This is a genomic window from Winogradskyella pulchriflava, assembly GCF_042434315.1.
Lineage (GTDB): Bacteria > Bacteroidota > Bacteroidia > Flavobacteriales > Flavobacteriaceae > Winogradskyella > Winogradskyella pulchriflava.
In genome coordinates this window covers 96,378-115,602 of the sequence record NZ_JBHLTQ010000004.1, presented here as the reverse complement: position 1 = coordinate 115,602, position 19,225 = coordinate 96,378, and the positions used below count along the sequence as shown (strand labels likewise).

Annotated in this window: 17 protein-coding genes; 6 read left to right on the top strand and 11 right to left on the bottom strand. The window is 33.1% G+C overall.

The window, feature by feature from the left end; all coding sequences use genetic code 11:
- Positions 1–22: 22 nt before the first annotated feature.
- A complete protein-coding gene (gene rsfS, locus ACFFGA_RS08880) occupies positions 23–394 on the bottom strand; it encodes a ribosome silencing factor (protein ID WP_386062692.1) in 372 nt (123 codons plus the stop codon).
- A gap of 94 nt (positions 395–488) precedes the next feature.
- Here rsfS and ACFFGA_RS08875 point away from each other — a divergent pair, with 94 nt between their 5' ends.
- Positions 489–1,220: a biotin--[acetyl-CoA-carboxylase] ligase gene (locus ACFFGA_RS08875; protein WP_386062689.1), complete on the top strand. Its 732-nt coding sequence runs from the start codon at positions 489–491 to the stop codon at positions 1,218–1,220.
- Here the strand turns inward: ACFFGA_RS08875 and ACFFGA_RS08870 are convergent.
- Together ACFFGA_RS08870 and pyrE are read right to left on the bottom strand one after the other, a co-directional pair.
- Positions 1,217–1,612 carry an SRPBCC family protein gene (locus ACFFGA_RS08870; RefSeq protein ID WP_386062686.1) on the bottom strand — a complete coding sequence of 132 codons (396 nt, stop codon included), beginning with the start codon at positions 1,610–1,612 and terminating at the stop codon, positions 1,217–1,219. The genes ACFFGA_RS08875 and ACFFGA_RS08870 overlap by 4 nt on opposite strands.
- A gap of 98 nt (positions 1,613–1,710) precedes the next feature.
- A complete protein-coding gene (gene pyrE, locus ACFFGA_RS08865) occupies positions 1,711–2,355 on the bottom strand; it encodes an orotate phosphoribosyltransferase (protein ID WP_386062683.1) in 645 nt (214 codons plus the stop codon).
- A gap of 120 nt (positions 2,356–2,475) precedes the next feature.
- Between pyrE and ACFFGA_RS08860 the strand changes: the two genes are divergently transcribed.
- Complete coding sequence (locus ACFFGA_RS08860; RefSeq protein WP_386062680.1) at positions 2,476–3,057, top strand: NUDIX hydrolase; 582 nt, start codon at positions 2,476–2,478, stop codon at positions 3,055–3,057.
- A 32-nt stretch (positions 3,058–3,089) separates the two neighbouring features.
- Here ACFFGA_RS08860 and ACFFGA_RS08855 read toward each other — a convergent pair whose 3' ends face one another.
- The 6 genes from ACFFGA_RS08855 to ACFFGA_RS08830 all read right to left on the bottom strand — a co-directional run bounded on the left by ACFFGA_RS08855 (position 3,090) and on the right by ACFFGA_RS08830 (position 10,575).
- Positions 3,090–3,872 (bottom strand): lipocalin-like domain-containing protein, encoded by a 783-nt coding sequence (locus tag ACFFGA_RS08855; protein WP_386062678.1) that lies wholly within the window; start codon positions 3,870–3,872, stop codon positions 3,090–3,092.
- 245 nt (positions 3,873–4,117) lie between these two features.
- A complete protein-coding gene (locus ACFFGA_RS08850; protein WP_386062675.1) occupies positions 4,118–4,795 on the bottom strand; it encodes an N-formylglutamate amidohydrolase in 678 nt (225 codons plus the stop codon).
- Positions 4,792–6,018: a glutamate-cysteine ligase family protein gene (locus tag ACFFGA_RS08845; RefSeq protein ID WP_386062673.1), complete on the bottom strand. Its 1,227-nt coding sequence runs from the start codon at positions 6,016–6,018 to the stop codon at positions 4,792–4,794. The genes ACFFGA_RS08850 and ACFFGA_RS08845 overlap by 4 nt, the downstream gene beginning before the upstream one ends.
- 2 nt (positions 6,019–6,020) lie before the next feature.
- Positions 6,021–7,466, bottom strand: coding sequence for a RimK family ATP-grasp domain-containing protein (locus ACFFGA_RS08840; protein ID WP_386062670.1), 1,446 nt, complete (start codon positions 7,464–7,466; stop codon positions 6,021–6,023).
- A 248-nt stretch (positions 7,467–7,714) separates the two neighbouring features.
- Complete coding sequence (locus ACFFGA_RS08835; RefSeq protein ID WP_386062668.1) at positions 7,715–8,722, bottom strand: hypothetical protein; 1,008 nt, start codon at positions 8,720–8,722, stop codon at positions 7,715–7,717.
- Between the two features lie 101 nt (positions 8,723–8,823).
- A complete protein-coding gene (locus ACFFGA_RS08830) occupies positions 8,824–10,575 on the bottom strand; it encodes a M14 family metallopeptidase (RefSeq protein ID WP_386062665.1) in 1,752 nt (583 codons plus the stop codon).
- Between the two features lie 111 nt (positions 10,576–10,686).
- On the opposite strand from ACFFGA_RS08830, the gene ctlX reads away from it, so the two are divergent.
- Positions 10,687–11,619, top strand: coding sequence for a citrulline utilization hydrolase CtlX (gene ctlX, locus ACFFGA_RS08825; protein WP_386062662.1), 933 nt, complete (start codon positions 10,687–10,689; stop codon positions 11,617–11,619).
- On the opposite strand, the gene ACFFGA_RS08820 is transcribed toward ctlX, so the two are convergent.
- Positions 11,620–13,677 carry a tetratricopeptide repeat-containing sensor histidine kinase gene (locus ACFFGA_RS08820; protein ID WP_386062659.1) on the bottom strand — a complete coding sequence of 686 codons (2,058 nt, stop codon included), beginning with the start codon at positions 13,675–13,677 and terminating at the stop codon, positions 11,620–11,622.
- 607 nt (positions 13,678–14,284) lie between these two features.
- Between ACFFGA_RS08820 and argS the strand changes: the two genes are divergently transcribed.
- The 3 genes from argS (at position 14,285) to ACFFGA_RS08805 (ending at position 18,564) form a co-directional block, all read left to right on the top strand.
- A complete protein-coding gene (argS, locus tag ACFFGA_RS08815) occupies positions 14,285–16,066 on the top strand; it encodes an arginine--tRNA ligase (protein WP_386062656.1) in 1,782 nt (593 codons plus the stop codon).
- A gap of 54 nt (positions 16,067–16,120) precedes the next feature.
- Positions 16,121–17,176: a helix-turn-helix domain-containing protein gene (locus ACFFGA_RS08810; protein ID WP_386062653.1), complete on the top strand. Its 1,056-nt coding sequence runs from the start codon at positions 16,121–16,123 to the stop codon at positions 17,174–17,176.
- A 95-nt stretch (positions 17,177–17,271) separates the two neighbouring features.
- Complete coding sequence (locus ACFFGA_RS08805; protein ID WP_386062650.1) at positions 17,272–18,564, top strand: carboxypeptidase-like regulatory domain-containing protein; 1,293 nt, start codon at positions 17,272–17,274, stop codon at positions 18,562–18,564.
- Between the two features lie 100 nt (positions 18,565–18,664).
- Here the strand turns inward: ACFFGA_RS08805 and ACFFGA_RS08800 are convergent, their stop codons facing one another.
- A complete protein-coding gene (locus ACFFGA_RS08800) occupies positions 18,665–19,207 on the bottom strand; it encodes a YfiT family bacillithiol transferase (RefSeq protein WP_386062647.1) in 543 nt (180 codons plus the stop codon).
- Positions 19,208–19,225: the final 18 nt, after the last annotated feature.

Here is a 19,225-nt window from a genome sequence, read left to right as displayed (position 1 = left end):
AAATGCGGTAATCTATTTGTGTTTAATAACTTGTTTCTATTTGGGTGGTTTTAGCGTCGCCCCAAAGACTTTCAATGTCGTAGTATTCTCTAATATGTTTCTGAAAAACATGAACTACCACATTAACATAATCCATTAGCACCCACTCGGCATTATCAGTTCCTTCAATATGCCAGGGCTTGTCCTTTATGGTTTTACTTACTAATTTTTGTATGGAATTGACAATAGCGTTTACTTGTGTGTTAGAAGTACCCTCACAAACTATAAAATAATCGCAAACTGTGTTTTCTATTTCTCTTAAATCTAAAATTGTAATTTCTTTTCCTTTAACCTCTTCAATACCCTCAATGATTATTGTAATGAGTTGGTCTACACTGGTTTTTTCTTTCGTCATTAAATTGAATTAAATTTATGCAAAGTTATTATTTTTTTAGTTCTTGTAAGCTCTAATTGTCATAAGAAAACTATAAAATAAAATTGCCATTTTAATGTATATAATCAAACTTAATGCCATTGACTCTACAAACACCTATCTTAAGGCGTTGGCATCTGCCAAATTACCTAAAGATTTTACGGTTGTTGTTGCAGAACAACAGACTGAGGGTCGTGGGCAAATGGGTACCTTATGGCAAACTGAAATAGGTAAAAACCTTACTGTAAGTGTGTTTAAGAAGCTTTCGGGCTTTAAGGTTGCCAATCAATTTTACATTAGTATGGTTGTTTCATTAGCCATTATTAATGCGCTTAAAACATTGCAAATTCCGCAATTACGCATTAAATGGCCTAACGACATTTTGTCAGCAGACAAGAAAATATGTGGGATTTTGATTGAAAATGTAATTAAAAACAACGAATTTCAAGGTTCAATTATAGGTTTTGGGCTGAATGTAAATCAGAAATATTTTGATGATTTGCCACAAGCCTCTTCTATGAGTACGTTAACAGGTGTGCTTTACAATAAGGATGAAGTATTATCTAAAATTTTAAAACAGCTTCAATTCTATTTCAAATTATTGGAATCTAAAAAATATGAGGTATTAAAGACAGAATATGAATCGCTACTTTTTAGAAAAGATAAGCCTTCAACATTTAGAACCTCTGATAATGCTGTGTTTTCTGGAATTATTCAAGGAGTTCACAAAAACGGTAAACTCAAAGTCTGGACAGAAGATGAAATTATAAAAAGCTTTGACCTAAAAGAAATAACCTTACTGTATTAAACAGCAGTTTTCATATTAGTAGTTAAGGTCTCAATAAACTTAGAGATTGGGCCTTTTATCATCATTGCCATCATAGCGTTAAACTCGCCTTCAAAGGTTAATTGAACATCAGTCTTGTTAGCTTCAACCTCTGTAATGTTGGCAACTAGCGAAAAATCTAGTTTTCCGCCAGCAGCACCTAGTACAATTTTACTGTTTGGTATTGCTTCTTTCTTTTTTAAGATAATTTCTGGCATGCCTTTTAAAGCAAAAAGAAATTTGTCATCCTCTAATACTTCAAATTTGCTTATGTTTTCTGGCATTAATGCTTCAAAATTCTTAACATCAGATAAGAAATTGAATGTTTCTTCTGCAGATTTATCTAAAGTAACCTCTGGTGATTGTAAATTCATTTTTTATTGTTTTTACGTTAATTTGTTTATTCGTTGAATTGATAAATTGTAAAAATTACAGAAACGATTTAACAAATAAACGATTCAACATTTTTATATCAATTAGCGTTCCATTTGCTTGGATTGGCATTCCATTGTGCTAAAATGTCTTGTTGCTCTTCAGTAATATAATGTGTGTCTAAGGCTTGCTCTAACAGGTTTTCGTAATTACCAAGTGTGTGCAATTCTATATTAGCGTCATTAAAATTCTTCGTGGCTACATCAAAACCATAGGTAAAAATGGCAACCATACCTTTTACATTAACTTCAGCTTCTTTTAGTGCTGCAACTGCATTAAGGCTACTTTTTCCTGTACTAATTAAGTCTTCTACGACAACTACAGTTTGCCCTTTTTCTATGTAACCTTCAATTTGGTTTTGGCGACCATGCTTTTTTGCTTCTGGTCTTACATACACAAACGGAAGGTTTAAGTAATCTGCCACCAAAGCGCCTACACCAATTGCACCTGTAGCAACACCAGCAATAACATCTGGCTTTCCATAGTGCTTTTCAATATGTTTGGCCATAGTTTCTCTAATGTAATTACGAATTAATGGGTAAGACAATACTACTCTGTTGTCACAGTATATTGGTGATTTCCAGCCAGATGCCCAAGTAAACGGATTTTCGGGCTCTAATTTTATTGCATTTATTTGCAACAAAACTTCGGCAGTTTTTTTAGCGGTTTCTTTATTAAAAATCATGATGCAAAAATAATGAATTTTGAAGGTTACGAAATTTAAAACGAAATTAATTTTCATTTCAAATACTTTCTCATAAAAAATAATATTTTTACAAAAGTAAAGTTGTAACAGACCCTATCTATGTATACCATTTATGTAGGCGATAAACCTATAATATTAACTACTGAAACAGAAAAAGAAACAGATTTTAAATCCTACCTTTTAAAGTCTGTTAATATTGGTAAGGTGATTAAGACCCTAAATTCTACAGATTTAAAAGCTGTACATTTAATAGATAAAAACCCAGAGAAACTATTACCGCGATTTCTTAAACTATTACCTAACGTTGTTGCTGGTGGAGGCAAGGCTTACAATGCTAAAGGCGAAGTGCTTTTTATTTACCGAAACGATAAATGGGATTTGCCAAAAGGAAAAGCCGAAGGCAAAGAAACCATAGAGCAGACTGCGATACGAGAGGTAGAAGAGGAGACCTGTGTAAAAGGTCTTAAAATTGTAAGGCCATTACCAACAACTTACCATATTTTTAAGCGTAACGGTAAGCACAAAATAAAAATAACTTACTGGTTTGAAATGAAAACTAATTTTGAGGGAAAACTGCTTCCTCAGGAAAATGAAGGTATTACCAAAGTAGAATGGCTAGATGATAAGGCCTCAAAAAAAGCCTTAGAGAATAGCTATGCTAATATTAGAGTTTTAGTGTAGTATTAAAATTGCATTTAAATGAGCAATTTTTTTTAATTGACTCTTTCGTAAGAAGTTATATAAATCTCTAATTCGTTATCACTATTGTATATTTCTTCAGTGACTGTTAGTGTTTCATTATCTATTATTTCAACAGTTCCATTAACTGCAAATTCTTCTGGGTAAAGTGGATTTCCAATATAACTGATAATATTGTTTTCATAAGTATATGTGGTAGATGTATTGTTGGTTACTATGCACTCACCATTTAACGCACCATGGTTAATTACATGAATATAGCCAGTTTCAAAAAATTCAATAGTATCCATTCTTTCACAAACGTCATCTTCTTCATTGTCTCCATTGGCATTGATATTAGTTAATTGCCATCTTCCTATAATATCATCTATTTTGGTATATGATGTTATAAATATTTCTAGACCAGCACCAGCTCCAAATTTTTCAGTGACAGTAAGATTGTTACCTATAATCTCTACTTTACCATCTACAGTAAATTCTTCTGGATTGCTTGGGTTTCCTATATAACTTAAGTTATTATTGTCTAAAGTGTAAGTAGTTTTAGTTTCATTAGTAATTGCGCAGTTACCAGCAAAAAAACCATGGTTGGCTACATAAACATCTTGTAAAGTAAATTTTAAGATATCCAATCTTTCACACTCATCATCTTCTTCGTTATCTCCATTAGCATTGATATTAGTTAATCGCCAATTACCTAGTAATTGTTCTTTTGTAACAACTTCTACTTCACTTTCATCGCCATTACCACTACAGTTTGTTAATAGTACTGCGACTAGTATAATTATTATTTTTTTCATTTTTTTAGTTGGTTTAGTTTAGCTAATATAGACTAAAGTAGTTATAATCTTACTTTATTGAGTTTTATTTTATTCTGTAAGAGTGACTTATGGTTTGAAATGAAAATTAATTTTTAAGGTAAACTGCTGTTAAAAGAAAATGAAGGCATTGCCAAAGTAGAATGGCTAGATGATAAAGCTTCAAAAAAAGTCTTGGAGAATAGCTATGCTAATATTAGAGTTTTGGTGTAGCGATTCTACTAATGTTAAAGCAATCCTTTGATAACTTTAAATAGAATTTCTTTTATTTCCGTATCCATAGTATTATTTACTACGAATTTTTGATTTACTTCAATCTCAATACCTAGATAAGCATTTGGAAATTGCTTTCGTAAAAAAGTTGTAAAACCGTCTGACTTTCCTAAATAGGGATAGTTAAAACGTACATTTAGGTTAGAATTTTGTTTTAAAATTTCAGTTTTTAATTGTTTACAAAATTCTTGTTCTTTTTTAATACCTGAATCGTACAAAAGACCAATATCACAATGGCGTTTTTTGCCATTTAACTCTGGTGTAAAGCTATGAATGGAGAAATGCACAACAAGGTTATTTGATGAAATTAACTTGGCTATTTCATGTTCTACACTAAACCTATAAGGTAAATAATGCGTATCTATAATTTGTCGCTTTTCTATTTTGGATAACGGTTTAGTGTATTCTGAAAATAACTGCTTGTGAAATATAGATCGGTTTAGCTCCACTAATAATCTTGAAGTTGTACTGTAAAATGAAGCATTTGCCAATGGTTGCAAATGATTGAACAGATTTAATGCGCCTAAATCATAACCACGATGCGTTTTTAAAATGTTTTTATCTGTAAAGAGCGCTTCGTAAGCTTCAGGAATATCCATTCCGCCATGCTCACAGGTTAAAACAAGTCTCAAGGTTGAAATAGTTTGTTGTTAATTAAACAGTTTTTAAGTTGACCATATACGTTGATTATATTGGTTTCGGATGTGTTGCTAACAATGGTTTTCATCAAGCGTGTTGCCAAAGTACCTTCTTCTAAAATAATTTCAATAGTTTGATAATGCGATTCATGAAGTTTTGATTTTACGGATTTGTATAAATGTTTTAAAACCTCATTAGCACTTGCAGTGCCTTTTAGCCCAAATAGTTTTAGGTAATCTAGGTTTTCTATTTTTGATGCTTCAGCATGCTTTATCGTGTTGATTAAGATTTTATAAAGATCTTGGTGAGACCAACTTTTTTGAATTTCGAGTGTGCAAAATTCATTATTAACCAATGCTTTTAAAATTTCGACAATGAATGCGCAAATTGCTATATCTGCTTTAGGACATTCTTGAATATCTATCAAACGAATTTCAATGGCATTTCTATCAAAACGTGCAATTGCACCTCTGGAGTTTAAAAAATGCTTGTCTAAAATCTTTTCTTTGTCATAAGGTTTTATAGCATTCTTTATAGGTTTAAAAATGGTAGAATGGTAAGCTGCTTTTGTAAATACGGCTTCAGGAATAACCAAACCTGTTAATTCAGGGATTTTTTTCTGATTGGTTCTGTAAAACTCTAACCGTGTATCTTTAAATCCGGTAATTTCACCTTCAAGAATTGGAGAGCTAGCACAAAGAGCTGGTATTAAAGGTAAAATAAGACGAATTGCCGCATGTAGTTTTTCAAATTCCTTATCGTCGTAAAACGGTAAGTTAATGTGCGTGCTTTGTACATTACTCCAACCATGTCCTTTACAATCGAAAATGGTGTTATAAAGTGTATAAACCTCGCTATAACTGTGTTTCCAAAGTTGAGTGTCTGTTGTTGGATTCATTAACGGATGTGCGGCAGAACCCAAAAGCTGTAAATTTAGTGGTTTGAGAAGCGCATCAATTTCTAAAATATTGTTATGGAATTTCTCTGCCAAATCATCGGTACTTGTCGTTGGACCATTGGTTTTTAATTCAATAACATGTGCCACCAGTTCGTTGCTCCAAGCAATATCTCCGTTTTCAATGTCTGCTGTTAATTCACCAGCTTTTAGCTTTAAAAGCTCATCTACTTTTGGTGCTATTTTAAAGGTATTGGTGTCAACTAGCATATATTCGAGCTCAATACCATAAACTTCGAATAAGTGATATTTTTTAGCCATGATTAATCCAATCGTTTTTTTAATGCTGAAAGAACTTCTGTGTAAATCGCATCTCCATAATGAGCATCTTCAACACCAAAATCTATATTAGGATTGTCGTTAATTTCAATCACCATTAACTTTCCATTGATTTCTTTAATATCAATACCATAAAGACCTAATCCCATCAATTTAGCTGATTTTAAAGCCATATCAATCACATTTTTTGGGACGTCTTCAATCGGTAAACAATCGGCATCTCCATCTTGTTCTTTTTTGTCCGTGGCTTTCCAGTTGTATATCTGCCAATGGCCTTTTGCCATATAATATCTACAGGCAAAAAATGGTTTGTTATCAATAATGCCAATGCGCCAATCGTAATCTGATGGACAAAATTCTTGTGCAATAATCAAATCCGATTCCTTGAGCATTTCAGCGACCAATGCATCAAATTCCTTTTTGGTTTTAGCTTTTTTTACACCAAATGAAAAGGTGGAATCTGGTGCTTTAAGCACACAAGGTAATCCTGTTTGTTCTAAAACAGAATTTCGGTTATTGGCATGAACAATGACTGTTTTTGGTGTGCTGATATTGGCGTTGTTTAGAGCTTCTGCCATATATACTTTGTTACAGCATTTTAAAATGGCATCTGGATAATCAATAATTGCAATACCCTCTTGCTGTGCTTTTCTGACAAAAGTGTAAGCTTCGTTATTTACTTCTGTGCTTTGTCTTAAAAATAGTGCATCAAACGAAGATAAACGAGAGAGGTCTTTGGGCTCAATAATTTCGGCATAGATGTCCATCTTTTCGGCTATCTCCACAAACTTTTTTAGGGCTTTAGGATTACTTGGTGGAGCAGGATCGTTTGGGTTGACCAATATTGCCAAATCAAAATCGTAATTTACTACTTTGACGGTGTCGTAACGTTTTTTTGCAAAATATTGATTGGCAAATTCATAAACATAAGGGAAATGCTCCAAAGGTATTTCGGATTCTGAAATTGCCTTAATGCCTTGTACATTCCACTTGTTGTTGTAATTGAATTTTACACGCAGAAATGGTACTTGAAAATGTTTGTAAAATTGAGCACTCAGTGCTTTGTACTTTTGAGCGACATTTTGACCAAAATAGATACTAAGCGTAAACTCTCGAGACTTTATGTTTTTTAGGCTTTTCTGAATTTCGTCATCAAACTCATCTGAAACGATTCTTACCAGTTTTAGTGTCTTTAAGTCAACAATGTTCTTGGTGGTTGGTATTGGTAGATGTCCTCTGGCTTCTGCCAAAAGCGAAACGTAATAGCCTTTGGATTGGTATGAGTAATCCCGACACAAATTAAAAATTCGTGCGTTTTTTAAAAGGGCATACTTTGGATTAGTAAGGTAATCTTGTGAGGAAATTACGTTGATAGTACCAGTTGAAAAATTCCAGTTTTCAGGCTGATTTACAACAATGTATTTGTTCATTTAGAGCGCATAACGCTATTAAAATTTTAAACAAAATTATATTATTTTTTGATTGGTTTTACATTGAGATAAAAATAAATATTTTTGAATTTTAGGTGATTCGTTTAACGGTTTTGGCTATGGTTTCGTTACGGAATGGTGCGCGAGTATCATTCCGCCGTAACCATAAATTTAGCAAAAAGGCTTGAAATTCCGATTAGGAATTTCAGCCGTAATGAACTATAGCCGTCGTTAGCCACAGTATTTTTTTACATATTGAATCTTTCAGATAGATATTTTAAACTTTCTCCCTCACCAAAGTGGTAAGACCTTGTCTTTCTGCGTGTCATAAAATCCTTGAGATTAATGTAGTTAAATTCCTCTTTTTCTTTATAATTCAAATATTCTGTTCTAACAGTTTTCCAGCTCAAATCCATAGTAGGGCCGTACTCAATTATTAATACTCCCTCATCATTTCTGAAGGTGCTAAACAAATTGTTTCTTACAGCCCTAATTATTCTGTTTCCAGCTCTTGTCAGTTCAAGGACCAAGTCTTCTGTTAAGTCTACATGATAGTTAAATTCGTTTAAAAGTCTGTAATAAACATGTTGTTCGAAGAATGATGTTTTGTAGAAGCGTTCAGTATCATACCAGTTATCTTCTTTGACTTTATGTTTATCGAATACAATAAAAAAATCATTCAAAACATTATTGAAGTTCCTTAAGGCATGTTCAATTTCTTCTATTTCTCCGCTCCAATGTCTTGTAAAAATAAACTCTTGAAGTTCTCTTAATTTTTCATAGACTTCTTTTCTAATTGATGGTTGTCCTGAACAGAGTAGGTTGGATGCCCAAGTTTTCCATTCACTTACTCGTCCTAATTCTACCCATTTATCAATAATATGTGCATATTCTAATTCAATTTTTTGTTTTTGCTTGTCGATTGATAAATTTTTTGATACCCATTCTTCGTGATTTTTCTTAAATTCAGTAAGCTTAACTACAGTGTAATTATTTGGTTGGTCATCGATGAGCTTGTGATGTATACTGCAAAGTAATATTAGATTATCATATTTGTCCCTATCCTCAATTGGCATTGATGAATTACCTCTTGGACCCTTTATTTTTTTTCCGACGATATGTGCCTCTTGTCCAACTACACTTGGATTGTCACTTTCAGATTCATCCATTACGAGTTCAACTTTGCAATCGGGAAAAGAACATCGGTTTCCTGATTTTCCCCAAAGTATTTTATGTGTCTTAAGACTTATGCTCATGGATTTTTCATATTGTGGCTAACGACTTGATATGAAATCGTTTTAATGTTTTATATCTAATGTTAAACGAAGTTACTTGAAAATTTTCGCAATATCAAGAGTTAATTGAGTCTATAAACAGGATACTGCAAATGTGCCTTTTCGTAGTTGTTACTCTTTTTGTGTATCCAATCTAATTGTGCATACCAGTTATTGGCAAAGTCCTCATCATAACTCACTTTAATATTATATTCTATTTGAAGTTTAGGGTTGGCTCTTAAAAACTGCTTGGCTTTGTCTTCCCAAACATAAGGTGAGAAACCTTCTTTTTGTTGTAAAATGGTATCAAAAAAGTTCCAGTTAAAGAATGAGTCTGGAGCAGTAGGCTCTAATGTTTCCAGTAAATAGCGTATAGCTTTTTGGTCTGTGCTTATCAGATAATCTCCTTTTCTAAACGTTACTTGTTCTTCAGATGATTTTACTTTGGTGTTGTAATGTTGGTAATGGCCTTCGTAAGCATTTTTTCGGGTTTCGTAAAGGTCTATTTTATAAGATTCTACAGTTAAAGTTGTATCATTTTCAATCTGGGTCAATGCAACATTGTTCAGCTCTAACAATTCTACAACATTATGCCATCCTTGTGGAATGATGTATGCTTTTGGTATGGTAACTTCGGTTGTTGGAACAAAGTAATTTTGGTAGGTAACATCTTTGGTAAATGGTTTTGATCTATCGTATTTTAAGCGTTGCGCACCTGTTAGTTCGCTTGGAATCATTTCACCTTCATAGCCCTTAAATTTTAAGGTTGAAGATCGCGTGGTGTCTATGGTCCAGTTTAAAGGATAGCTAGCTCCAGCTTTCCAAGTTTTTTCCTGATACCGTTTAGATTCTGCTATTTTTTCACCATCCTCTTCGGTAATTTCTATCATGCTTTTCATTAATTCATATGTGCCTTCTACACGTTGTTTATAAGGTTTTAACATGTGTGTTTCTACCATCATACCTAGCGTATTAAACAATGTGGTGTAACCTGTAGAGTAGCGTGGCGAGTCCATAAATTGCGAAAAACCAGCATCTGGAGTACGGTTAAACACGTTGACATAAGGTGTAATGTCCCAATTTTTTTCGGTTAGTTTTTGTTCAAGTTTAGGCATCATTTCTAAATGCAAATAAGCACCTAAGTTGCCTCCTAATTTATTGTGCTGCGTAAACAAATGCGTTAATGTATATTGGTAGTCGGCACCATTGCTTACATGGTTGTCTATAAATACATCGGGTTGTACTAAATGAAATATTTGAGCAAATGTTCTGGCATTTTTGGTGTCCGATTTTATAAAATCCCTATTTAAGTCATAATTACGAGCATTACCTCTAAAACCATAAGCTTTTGGTCCGTTTTGGTTGGTTCGTGTTCCGGTATTTCTGTTTAAGCTTCCGCCAACATTATAGATTGGAATGGTAACTAAAACCGTTTGTTTTGGTGCTTCAATCTTACCTTGTACAATATCTCTATAGAGCATCATTGTGGCATCGATACCATCGGATTCTCCTGGATGAATACCGTTGTTTATTAATAAAATTCTATTGTTAGTTCTTAGTTTTTTAAAATCATCACCAGAATCGTTCATGTTTAAGGTTACGATATGCAATGGTCTGCCAGAATCGGTTTCGCCAATTTCTTGGATTGAAATTTCAGAATAGCTTTCAGCTAACTCAGTGTAAAATTGAATAGTTTCATCATAAGTAGCTGTTTCTAAGCCTTTACTTTTTTCAAAAACTGTTGTAAAATCTATATGAGACTTAGAATCATTTTTTTGTTCTGTTTTATTAGAACATGAGGTAATAAATATGAGTAGAATTAAGAGTTTTTTCATGATGCATTAGATTGTACTTCAAACTTAATGATTTTAACTAAATAAAGAGCGTAGAGTTAATTTTCAAATCATAAAAAAGACTAATTTTGCATCACTTTCAAAATTCTATTAATGCAACAAACAACAGATACTATATTAATGATTCGTCCTGTGAATTTTAGGATGAACGAACAAACTGCTGTAAACAATTATTTTCAGGAAGATTTAGATATTAAAAATGCCGAAATTAATGCTAAAGCCCAAAAAGAGTTTGATGCTTTTGTAGAAAAGCTTAGAGCTGTTGGCATTAATGTTATTGTTGAGCAAGATGACCAGTTAATGGATACTCCAGACTCTATATTTCCGAATAACTGGGTGAGTTTTCATAGTAATGGTGATGTGGCTAAATACCCAATGTTTGCAGAAAACAGAAGAAAGGAACGAAGAGATGAGGTTTTTATTCGCTTGGAGGAAGAAGGTTTTAGAATAGAAAATATTGTAGATTATACCTCTGCGGAACATGAAGGTATTTTTTTAGAAGGTACAGGTAGCATCTTAATGGATCGCGTTAATAGAAAGGCATACTGTGCATTGTCTCCACGAGCTGATGAAGATTTGTTTATTGAGTTTTGTGAGGACTTTGAATACACTCCTGTTATTTTTACAGCTAATCAAACGGTTGAAGGCAAACGCTTGGCAATATACCATACTAACGTTATGATGTGTTTGGCTGAGAATTTTGCTGTGATTTGCCTGGATTCTATAGACGATAAAAAGGAGCGCAAAAATGTGGTTAAGCATTTAAAGCAAGATGGTAAGGAAATCATTTCAATTACCGAAGCACAGATGCACCAATTTGCTGGTAATATGTTGCAGCTAAGAGGTAAGAATAATCAGCGTTACTTGGTAATGAGCGAAGCTGCACATAAGAGTTTAACGCCAAACCAGATAAAAAGTATTGAAAAGCATTGTCCTATTCTATCGAGTTCTTTAGAGACCATAGAAACTTGTGGTGGAGGTAGTGCACGTTGTATGATGGCTGAGGTGTTTTTGCCTAAGGTTTAATTATGCTATCGGAGCTGCTTTTGGTAGCTCAATAAAGAATTTACTACCAACATTTTCGGTACTTTCTACCCAAATTCTACCATCGTTTAGTTCTACTAAATCCTTGGCGATTGTTAACCCAAGTCCAGTCCCTTTTTCGTTTTTGGTACCAACAGTTGTAAAGTTTTTATTGGCATTAAAAAGCTTGTCAATGTTCTCTCTAGAAATACCAACACCTGTATCTTCAACACAGATTAAAGCTTTACCGTTAATATCCTGGTTAGAAACCGTAATAACATCACCTGTTCTACTAAACTTAACAGCGTTAGTAATTAAATTCTGAATTACAATTTCTACCATACTTCTATCGGCATAAATAAAGTCGCGTTGAGATTCGTCAATTAGTACTATACGCTTGTCTTCAACTTTTTGCTCTACCAATGCCATTTTGGTGTGGAAAACATCTTGGATGTTAAACAGCTCAGGTTTTGGTTCTAAACTTTGCATTTGCGATTTAGACCAGTTTAATAAATTGAATAAAAGTGAAGACGCATTATTAGCATTTTCACTTAACTCAGGAATTAAATCATTAAACTCTTCTTTAGAAATACTGTCTTCTTTCAATAAATCTAAAAATGCTTTTATGGATGAAATGGAATCTTTTAAATCATGCGAAACAATGGAGAAGAGTTTGTCTTTTACTTGATTGACCTCTTCAAGATGATGGGTTTGCTCTAATATGGCTTCGTTTCTTACCTTCTCTTGGGCTAATTTTTCTTCCTGTTCGGCCAGTAATTTTTTGTACTTATTGCGTTTTAAAAAGCTAAACAATAAAAGTGTTATTAGGATTGCTAAAGCTGCAAGTAATCCGTATTTAACTAAAGGATTATCTAGCCATGATGTTGTTGTAGCTTTATTATCATTGTCTTCAAAATTATCTAACTGGTCTTCTATAGAATTTGAGTCGTCTAAGTCTAAAGGTTCAACGTCTGTTGGAAATACAGGTTGATTAACTTTAGAAAGCTCCTCTTTTAAATCGTAATATTTGTTTTGCCAAAAGAATGCATTTTGATAATAGCCACGCGTAGAGTCTAATGCAATATGAAGCTTATAGTTTTCTAAAAGCTCCGTTTTATTATCAATTTTTTGGGCAATAGCATAAGCTTCATTAAGTTGAAGCTCTGCCAATTTTACTTTTCGTTTTTGAAGATTTAAGTTCCCAATGGCATTCAAAGCTCTAAGGATACCTTCATCATTTCCTTGTTTGCGGTTATACCTCAAGCCTTCAACTAAATACTCTGAAGCTTTTGTGTATTCTTTAAATTCCAAATACTGACTACCTAGTTTTGGAAGTATTTCTCCACGTAAATCCTGATCGGTTGTAGGATTTAACATCTCTAGCACATCTTCGTAGTATTCAATAGCTTTACGATGTTCTTTTCTAGTAGCATAGAGATCAGCAATATTTTTTGTGGATGCTATAATGCCTTTTCGGTCATTAATTTGCTTTCTAACATCAAGAGCTTTTATGTTAAAGTCAATAGCCTTATCAATTTGATTGGTCTTAAAGTAAGCTTCAGCTAGATTGTTATAGGCAGAACTAAGTTCGTCTTTTAAATCTTGCTTTTCAAAAATTTCAATTGCAGATAAGGAATTTTTGAGTCCAACGGCATAATTACCGCGTTTTATTTCAACGAGCCCAATACTGTTGCTGACTTTAGCAATACCTAAAGTATCGCTAATAGTTAGATAATACTTTCGTGATTTATCGTAATTATCTATGGCATTGTAATAATCGTTACGTTCGGTATAGATTAAAGCTCTGTAAAATGTGCTTTCGGCTAAACCTTTGGTGTAATTTAATTTCTCAGCAAGCAGAGCCGTTTGGTTAATGTAGGGAAGTGCTTTTTTGTAATCTTTAATTGCGTAGAGTTCTTCTATGAGCATTAGCGATAAGTCTACCTTGGTAGAGTCTGCATTCTGATATGCTAACTTTACCGCAAGGTCGTCTATTCTTTCATTTTGAGAAAAAAGAAAGAAAGAACCAAGACAAGCAACTAATGTCAATAACTGCTTCATCCTCGTATCCTGATAAAACGAAGTGCAATGTTTTGGTGTATGAAACTTTTATAGAGGGACGTCAAAAGTAAGTCAACACTAAACAATAACAACGTGGTTAATGTTTGATAATTAAGCCTCATTAATGTTTGGGACATTGATTAATAGCCTACCAAAAATGCCATAATGTGCTCAAATACACTAATTATTAGGATTTAATACCAATAAATTAGATGAAGTGACAGATGAAATTCAATAAAAAAATGACATATCGATTAACGGCACAAATCATAGAAAAACTACCATTTTATCGACGAACGGCACGTTTTGTGTAGTATCTTGTTAGTCAGTTGTTTAGGTTGAAGTGCTGATAAGAATAAATATGATTTTTTGAAAAATTTAGCTGCTAAGTTCTTGACCAAATTTTATCAAATTTCCGTCCTCATCATTTTTAATGTTTAAAGAATCCAAAACTATGGTACCTCATAGCAGATGTTCTTGTCTTTTTATTTTTGATAGATGAATTTATGCTTCTTTAAAAAGAGGTAATTAAGATGAATCAAAACCTTAATAAAACAATAAAACTGCTATCTTTGCAAGCGTTTTATAAAGGCTAAAAAAAGCAATAATGACTCTTCAAGAAACTTTAGAATTACATGTAAAGGCAGCACTAAAAGCGTTGTTTCAAGCAGAATTAGAATCGGTAGAATTTCAAGCGACTCGCAAGGAGTTTGCAGGCGATATTACAGTTGTTGTTTTTCCTATGTTGCGTGTGGTAAAAGGTAATCCTGCTGTGATAGGCGAACAAGTTGGTCAGTATTTGTTAGACAATGTAGATTTGGTAAAAGGTTTCAATGTAGTAAAAGGGTTTTTGAATATTGAAATGGATGATTCTTACTACATTAATTTCTTCAACGCTATAAAAGCTAATGCAGACTATGGTTTTGTAAACAAAACGGATGATAAAGCTGTAATGGTTGAGTATTCCTCACCAAATACAAATAAGCCTTTGCATTTAGGACATGTTAGAAATGTGCTTTTAGGTTATAGTGTTTCTGAAATTTTAAAAGCATCAGGCAAGAAAGTTTACAAAACACAGATTATAAACGATAGAGGTATTCATATTTGTAAGAGTATGTTGGCTTGGCAACGTTTTGGAAATGGTGAAACACCTGAATCTACGGAATTAAAAGGTGACAAACTTGTCGGAAATTACTATGTAGAGTTTGATAAAGCTTACAAAAAAGAAATTTCAGAATTGGTAGTCAATGGACAATCTGAAGATGATGCAAAAAAGAATGCGCCAATTTTATTGGAAGCCCAAGAAATGCTAAGAAAATGGGAAGCAGGCGACAAAGAGGTTGTGGCACTTTGGGAAAAAATGAATGGTTGGGTATATGATGGTTTTGAAGAAACCTATAAAGCTATTGGTGTAGATTTTGACAAATACTATTACGAAAGTCAAACCTACCTTTTAGGAAAAGAATTTGTTGCTGAAGGATTAAAAACTGGTGTTTTTGAAAAAGATCCTGATGGTTCCGTTTGGTGTGATCTAACAGAAGACGGATTAGATAGAAAAATAGTGTTACGTAGTGATGGTACAGCGGTTTATATGACCCAAGATATTGGTACTGCCATACAACGTATTAAGGATTTTCCTGATGTTGGTGGTATGGTTTATACCGTAGGTAACGAGCAAGACTACCATTTTAAAGTATTGTTCTTAATCTTAAAGAAGCTTGGTTTTGATTGGGCTAAAAACTTATACCATTTAAGTTATGGTATGGTAGATTTACCAAGCGGAAAAATGAAGAGTAGAGAAGGAACTGTTGTCGATGCTGACGATTTAATCCAAGAAATGGCTGATACTGCAGAAGAGATTTCTAAAGAACTAGGTAAGCTTGAAGATTACTCAGAAGAAGAGAAAAAATCACTTTATAAGACGATTGGTTTAGGCGCTTTAAAGTATTACATCTTAAAGGTAGATCCTAAAAAAAGAATTCTGTTCGACCCAAAAGAGTCTATAGATTTTCAAGGAAATACAGGGCCGTTTATTCAATATACTTATGCCAGAATTCAGTCTATATTAAGAAAAGCAAATATTGACAATGCTGTTACAGTAAGCGCTTCGGAAGTGTCACTACACGAAAAGGAAAAGCAACTTATCAAGCAGTTAGAGCAATTCCCAGAGGTAATTCAAAATGCAGCAGAGCAACATAGTCCTGCGTTAATTGCTAATTATACGTACGATTTAGTAAAGGATTTTAATTCATTCTACCAAAACGTATCGATACTTGGTGCAGATACCAATGCAGAAAAATCATTTAGAGTGGAGCTGTCTAAAACTGTTGGGCAAACCATTAAAAATGCCTTTAGTGTGTTAGGCATAGGTGTGCCAGAACGTATGTAGGGTTTTATTAAGCAAAAAATAAGTATTACATTGTGTTAACTCAAATAACACAATGTGGATATCATTAGATATATATTATTCGCTCAGGTATTTATAGCTTTTTTTGTAGCTGGTGGGATTTTTTTTAAAAACCTAAACCTAAGGAATATCACTTTGGCCTTGTTGATAGCACTGGTTGGGTTTCATATTTTGTTATTCTTATATGGTTCTGGTGAAATAGGGATATTGTATCCTCAGTTTAGAAGTTGGTTTTATTATGAGGTTGCCATGCTTTTTGGACCTTTATTGTTTATTCATCTTCAGTCTTTAACTCAAGATAAAAAAACATTAAAAACTATAGACATACTGCATTTACTTCCAATCGTTATATTTTGGATTGGTTATGGTGATGTTTTATTTATGGACAGCCAAATCCGTAATCAATATATTATGGACAATTTTATAAATAGGACTATGGTGTGGAATTATTTATTGGCTTTTCAAATGTTGGTTTATGCCATTGGTAGCTCGGTTTTACTTTATTTAAAGCGTTCTGTTTTGTCCTCACAGCGCTTACAATATGCAATGTTTTTGGTTGTAGCTTATTTATCTTCTGCAATCCTTATTTCTTATTTAACGCATTACGCAAATGGCTGGAGAGATTTTACGCTATACTATCTTACCCTTACCTTATTAATTTTTGGTATAGGTTATTTATTATTCAAAAACCCAGATTTTTTAAAACAGATTCGCAAAAAATATTTTGGCTCACCACTTTCCGAAACAGATATGACGCGCATAAAAACTAAAATAGAAAATGCGTTTGAGAATGATCAAATATTTCTAAACAGTAATTTAAGTATCTTAGAATTGGGTAAGTATTTAAATGAAAAAACGCATCATCTGTCGCAGACGCTTTCAGTAAACATGTCTGAGAGTTTTAATGATTATGTCAACAGACATAGAATAGAGGTTGCAAAGCAATATTTGCATGATAGTAAGTACGATAACTATAAAATAGAGGCCATTGCTTTAGAATGTGGTTTTAATAATAAGGTTACATTTTACAAGGCTTTTACAAAATTTACCAATCAAACTCCTTCAGCTTTTCGCAAGCAAAAAAAGCAGTAAATAATTCTAATAGTTAACTAATTAACATTTTGGTTTATAGGTGTTTCGGTGCTTTTTTTGTATCTTAGTAAGGATGAATTTTTAAAATTACTGCTATGAAAACAACTTATTTTATTAAAATTTTAGCGAGTACATGTTTTTCACTATTAGTGGTCACTTTTTCTATTGATGCACAGGTAAGTCTTACTGAGTTTAGCGGAAAAGTAGTTGATGGCAAATCTAAGAAAGTTCTTGAGGCTGCAAGCCTTAATATTAATGAAACCAATATTGGTACAATTACAAATTCTGAGGGTAAATTTGCGCTTAAAGTACCGAGTAAACATTTGGACTCAAAAGTAGTGATTAGCCTATTAGGTTATAATACAAGGGTAGTCCCATTGTCCAAGTTGTCAAAAGAAGACAATATTATTATGCTTTATGAAGCAGTAACAGAACTATCAACGGTTAGTATTTCGGCATACAAAGATGCGGAAAGTTTGGTGAGGAAAGTGTTTAAAAACAAGAAGGATAACCACCAAGATGAGTCTGTATATATGACGGCATTTTACAGAGAGACCATAAAACGTCGTAGTAGAAATGTGTCGTTAACTGAGGCTGTTGTCAATATCTTAAAACAACCTAACAGCTCTTCTCAACAAGATGCTATTAAATTAAACAAAGCTAGAAAAAGCACAGATTACAAGCGTTTAGATACAGTGTCGGTTAAGCTTCAAGGAGGACCTTTCTCAACTATATATTTAGATATTATGAAATATCCAGAATATATCTTCACCGACGAAACCATAAGCAGTTACCGTTTTACCTTTAATGAGCCTTCAACTATAAACAATCGAAATGTTTACGTAGTAGATTTTAAGCCTAAGAATAATGGTTTAAACATTAACTATAATGGAAAACTTTATATTGATGTTCAATCGCTTGCCTTAGTAAGTGCTAATTATACTTTGGATGTAAGCAATAAATCTAAGAGTAAAAATCTTTTAGTAAAAAAGAAGCCAAGTGATGTTGTTGTTTATCCTTTAGAGGCAAATTATAAAGTAGATTACAAGGCTAAAGGCAATAAGTGGTATTACAGCTACTCTAACTTAAGCTTAAAATTTAAAGTGAATAAAAAACGAGAAATCTTTAATAAGGTTTACACATTGTCTAGTGAGATGGCCGTAACAGATTGGGAAATTAATACTACGGAAAGAAAGATAAAAGGTAAGGATAGATTAAGACCAACGGTTATTATTACGGACGCGATTTCAGGTTTCTCAGACCCAAATTTTTGGGGTGAGTATAATTTAATTGAGCCAGATAAATCTATAGAATCTGCAATTGAAAAAATAAAGAAGAGTATAGAAAAGCAAAAAGAAGAAGAAAGAAAACAAACCGCAAATGGTTAACCTTAAGTAATTCATTTGTGATGATAGAGGCTATTTGAAAAATTAATGATACGGTTATTTTCAGACAGCCTCTATTATTTTGTAAAACAATAGAGTTTTATTAATATTTCCCTTTAGCAGAAAGTGCCTGTTCTATATGTGCAAAGTGATGGTCGCTATGCCAGGCATAAGTACCAATGGTTTCTTCTAATGAAAATAATTTACCGTGTTCAGGATGCGTGAATTTGCGCTTTAATTCTTCTTCAGTGAGACTTCTCAGTAAAACACCAAGTTTTTTGTGTACACCTTTTAATATGGAAATAGAGGAGTCAATAGGTTCGGAATAATCTATAAGCTTGGCAAATCGGTCTTCCAAATAGGGCTTTATGGTTGGGTTGTCTTCCGTTAGAGTTAGTTTAAATCGTATAATGCTATTAATATGGCTGTCAGCACAATGGTGTACAACTTGTCTTATTGTCCAGCCATTAGGTCTATACTTATAATTTAGTTCATCGTCGTTGAGATTTTTTGTTATAGATACAATGCGTTCAGGTAGTGTCTCAATAGAACTAATCCATTTACTTAAGTGTTGTTGTGTAATTGTTTCTGGTTTTTCAAATTCACCAATAGGGAATTTTAACTTATATAATTCCTGTTCTATCATTACTTATGATTTTTTGAG